4 protein-coding genes are annotated in these 4,800 nt (G+C 37.6%); 2 read left to right on the forward strand and 2 right to left on the reverse strand.

Annotated elements, in window-relative coordinates:
• Positions 1-1,079 (reverse strand): glutamine synthetase III (locus SOY52_RS05980; RefSeq protein WP_320848059.1); only part of this gene is annotated, 1,079 nt, incomplete at its 3' end.
• Between the two features lie 201 nt (positions 1,080-1,280).
• Positions 1,281-1,997: a phosphatase gene (locus tag SOY52_RS05985; protein WP_320848060.1), complete on the reverse strand. Its 717-nt coding sequence runs from the start codon at positions 1,995-1,997 to the stop codon at positions 1,281-1,283.
• A gap of 252 nt (positions 1,998-2,249) precedes the next feature.
• On the opposite strand from SOY52_RS05985, the gene SOY52_RS05990 reads away from it, so the two are divergent.
• The gene (locus SOY52_RS05990) at positions 2,250-3,353 is read left to right on the forward strand and encodes a glutamine amidotransferase family protein (protein WP_320848061.1); all 1,104 of its coding nucleotides are present in this window, start codon (positions 2,250-2,252) and stop codon (positions 3,351-3,353) included.
• A gap of 2 nt (positions 3,354-3,355) precedes the next feature.
• The coding region (locus tag SOY52_RS05995) for a glutamate synthase-related protein (protein ID WP_320848062.1) at positions 3,356-4,800 on the forward strand (1,445 nt) is incomplete at its 3' end.

Genomic DNA, 4,800 nt, shown 5'->3' on the forward strand with positions numbered 1-4,800 from the left:
TACTCATCAACAGCCTTGATGACGGCTACTAAGAAAAGGAGGAACTGAGCGTTATCCTTTGGACTATCACCTGGCTCAAGGAGGTTAATGCCAGTATCAGTGCTGATAGACCAGTTATTATGTTTACCACTTCCATTTACTCCAGCAAATGGTTTTTCATGTAAAAGACAAGCAAAACCATGACGATCTGCAATCTTCTTCATTAACTCCATTGTAAGCTGGTTGTGGTCGACTGCAATATTAGTAGTTCCGAAAACTGGAGCAAGCTCATGCTGACAAGGAGCAACCTCATTGTGACTTGTCTTTGCATTGATCCCAAGCTTCCAGAGCTCTCTATCAAGGTCCTTCATGTAAGCAGAAACTCTACTTCTAATTGCCCCAAAATAGTGGTCTTCCATTTCCTGACCTTTTGGAGAACGTGCACCAAGAAGTGTTCTACCTGTATAAATTAAATCTTTTCTTGCAGCATAGTCCTTTTTATCAATTAGGAAATATTCCTGTTCAGGACCTACTGTAGTATTTACTTTCTTTACATCTGTTTTACCAAAAAGGTGTAAAATCTTTACAGCTTCATCTGAGATAGCCTCCATAGAACGAAGTAATGGAGTTTTCTTATCAAGTACTTCACCTGAGTAAGAACAGAATGCTGTTGGGATACAAAGTGTATCATCCTTAATAAAGGCATAGCTTGTTGGATCCCAAGCTGTGTATCCACGAGCTTCAAATGTTGCTCTAATACCACCTGATGGGAATGATGATGCATCAGGTTCACCCTTGATTAACTCCTTACCAGAAAACTCAAGTAAAACCTTGCCTCCATCAACAGGAGAAATAAATGCTTCATGCTTTTCAGCTGTGATACCTGTCATTGGCTGGAACCAGTGTGTATAGTGAGTACAACCATGCTCAATTGCCCAAGACTTCATTGCATTAGCAACAGAGTTTGCAACATTTAAATCAAGATCTTTACCATCAGCAACGGTCTTCTTTAATGCTTTATAAACATCTTTAGGCAGGCGGTTTCTCATTGTTTCATCATTAAACACAAGTGAACCGAAATAATCTGCAACTGTTTCCATAAATATTTCTCCTTCCAAATAAAAAAGGACGTTTTGGCTTTTTACCATAACGTCCTTGTTATGCATGTGTTGTACAAAAAATTCTGATATTTAGTCAACAGAAAATTAAAAAATTTTTATAAGATTTTTTCATCTTCTTATACAACAACAAATTGCAACAATTAAAATGACTTAAAGCCACCTCAAGATTGCACTATTATTTCAAAATGGTAAAGATAGAAAAGACATTAATGTTTCAAATGATGAGTTAACAACAAGTGATTGATCAAAGGATAAATCGTCAAGTAGCTTTACAGCTTTATCAAAGCTACCAACACTTGATGGGTCATGTGCATCAGAACTAACAATAATTCTTACACCCTTTTTCTCTGAGAGTTTTAACATCTTTTTATAGTTCTCAACACAGTTAGGTCTACTACCAGGATTTTTTAATGAGCTGTTATTGACCTCTAAGGCAACGTTATAGTCTAATGCAGCGTCAGTTAGACTTTCATAATCAAGGCTCATTTTATCACTATCTGGATGTGAAATTAGTTTTACTTTCTCATTTTTCATACACTTGATTACGTTTTGAGTATTTATTTTTTTACCATGGTCCGTATAGCAATTTAAATGGATACCAGCGATAGCATAATCAAGAGAGGAAATAAACCTATCCTCCAAAGAAAGAGATCCATCATCTAAGATATTTACTTCACATGAGCCTAAAATTCTAACACCGTAAAGGTATTTTGGGATTTCATCGAAGCAAGCAAAATAAAAGGGATGGCAGGTACCAGGAATTCCTGGTGCATGGTCACTGTGACCATAGGCTAATAAGCCCTTATTTGAGGCAGCTTTAGCCATTTCCCTAATTGTTCCATATGCATGTCCGCTTGCTAAAGTATGAGTGTGAAGATCAGCAATTATGTTTAACATAGCCGAAATGATATTGCTTTTTATTATATTATGCACTATTTCAGTCAAATCAAATTTTTCAAAAAAAGCAAAGAAAAGTACTTTACAAGGTTTTTTACTTTTCGTTAAATTACCAACAAAAAAGCAGAGGGGAAGGCTGCTTTCAAATGCGCACTCTCTCTGTACTCTAAGTTGAAGACAAAGGCGTCTTGCAACAAGTATTCATGGTGAATATTTGTCGTAAGATGCCTTTTTCGTTTTTCAGGAGGCTATATGGAAAGTTTTCAAAGAGAGGGTGATATAAGAATCCCTGCAGGCTGTGCGATTTCAAGCATGTTCTCTAAAACTGGACGAAAGTTCACAGGAGAAGGCATGATTAAATCAATTAGCATAATGCATGATAGGTCAAATGGTCTTGGAGGAGGATTTGCAGGCTATGGTATTTATCCAGAGTACAAAGACTTCTATGCTTTTCACGTTTTTTATGATAGCGATGATGCAAGACACATTACAGAAGACTTTATCGATGAACACTTTGATATAGTAAACCTTTCAAAAATTCCAACAAAGAAAAATAAAAACATAACAGATGAACCTCTAATTTGGAGATACTTTGTAACACCACTTCCAACAAAGCTTGCTCAAAGCCAGCTTGAAGAAGATGAATACACTGTAAGATGTGTTGTAAAAATAAATACTCACATTAAAGGTGCTTACGTATTTTCCTCAGGAAAGAATATGGGAATATTCAAAGCTGTTGGATATCCTGAGGATGTTGGTCAGTTCTATAGAGTAGATGAATATGAAGGATATGCTTGGACTGTTCATGGTAGGTATCCAACCAACACTCCAGGTTGGTGGGGAGGTGCCCATCCATTTGGTCTATTAGACTACTCTATTGTTCATAATGGAGAAATATCTTCATATGATGCAAATAGAAGAGCAATAGAGATGTATGGATACAGATGTACTCTACAAACCGATACAGAAGTAATTACCTACATGATCGACTACCTGCACAGAAAACAAAAGCTATCCCTTGAGGAGTGTGCTCACGTAATTGCAGCACCTTTCTGGAGCACAATTGAAAGAATGAATGACGATAAAAAGAGAGAGTATACCTATTTACGAAATACCTTCTCATCTCTTCTTATTAACGGACCATTCTCAATCATATTAGGATTCCGTGGTGGTCTTATGGCTCTAAACGATAGGTTAAAACTAAGGTCATTAGTAGCGGCAGAGAAAAATGATATGGTCTACTTCTCCTCTGAAGAGAGCGCAATAAAAATTATTGAACCAAATCCAGATAAGATTTGGTATCCAAAGGGCGGAGAGCCTGTAATCGTAACACTTAATGAAGGTGTGGAGGCATAAAGATGGCTATTAACTACATTTATCCAGAATATGAAGTTGTCAGAAATCCTGACCGCTGTATTGCCTGTAGAGTATGTGAGAGACAGTGTGCTAACCTTGTTCACCACTATGATACAAAAAGATGCAAGATGGTTAGTGATGAATCAAAATGTGTTGCTTGTCATCGTTGTGTAGCACTCTGCCCTACTCGCGCCTTAAAGATTGTTAAATCAGACCATACCTTTAAAGAAAATGCAAACTGGACTGGAGAAAGAATTACTAATATCTATCGTCAAGCAGAAAGTGGTGGAGTATTACTTGCAAGTATGGGAACTCCTAAAAACTATCCAGTTTATTGGGATAAGATTTTAATAAATGCAAGCCAAGTAACTAACCCATCAATTGACCCATTAAGAGAGCCTATGGAAACAAAGGTATTTTTGGGACACAAAAGCGAGAAGATAGTTAGAGACCAGTATGGAAGAATTAAATGTGAACAAACTCCCCAGCTTGAATTACAAGTTCCTGTTATGTTTTCTGCTATGAGCTATGGCTCAATTAGCTATAACGCACATAAATCCTTAGCTCTTGCATCTCAAAAACTTGGTATTTATTACAACACCGGTGAAGGTGGTCTTCATGAAGATTTCTATGAATATGGTGCTAACACTATTGTTCAAATTGCCTCAGGACGTTTTGGCGTACACCCTGATTACTTAAAGGCCGGTGCTGCGCTTGAAATAAAGATGGGACAAGGTGCAAAGCCAGGTATTGGTGGCCACCTTCCTGGAACAAAAATTGTTGGTGATGTATCAAAGACTAGAATGATTCCTGAAGGTAGTGATGCAATTAGCCCTGCACCTCACCATGATATTTATTCAATCGAGGATTTAAGGCAGTTAGTTTATACACTAAAGGAAGCTACAAACTATACTAAGCCAGTAATAGTAAAAATTGCAGCGGTTCACAATGTATCAGCTATTGCATCTGGTGTTGCTCGATCAGGGGCAGATATCATTGCAATAGATGGATTTAGAGGTGGTACTGGAGCTGCTCCTGCCGCAATCAGAGATAACGTAGGTATTCCTATTGAGCTTGCTTTAGCCTCTGTTGATAAGAGACTTAGAGATGAAGGAATTAGAAATAATATTTCTCTCGTTGTCGGAGGCTCAATTAGATGCTCTGCAGATATTGTAAAAGCAATAGCTCTTGGTGCTGATGCTGTTTACATTGCAACTAGTGCTCTTATTGCACTTGGCTGTCACCTATGTAGAAGTTGTCATAGTGGCAAATGTAACTGGGGTATTGCTACTCAAAGGCCCGATTTAGTAAAACGATTAAACCCTGAAATTGGCTCTGAAAAGCTCGTTAATTTAATCCATGCTTGGCAACATGAAATAAAAGAAATGATGGGTGGTATGGGTATAAATTCAATCGAAGCACTCAGAGGTAACAGAGCAATGCTAAG

This window comes from Bullifex sp. (assembly GCF_034103065.1).
Classification (GTDB): Bacteria; Spirochaetota; Spirochaetia; order Sphaerochaetales; family Sphaerochaetaceae; genus Bullifex.

Bases quoted from the DNA above. Each gene is read 5' to 3' on its own strand.
- SOY52_RS05985 (WP_320848060.1), bottom strand. From the start codon at position 1,997: ATGTTAAACATAATTGCTGATCTTCACACTCATACTTTAGCAAGCGGA.
- SOY52_RS05990 (WP_320848061.1), top strand. From the start codon at position 2,250: ATGGAAAGTTTTCAAAGAGAGGGTGATATAAGAATCCCTGCAGGCTGT.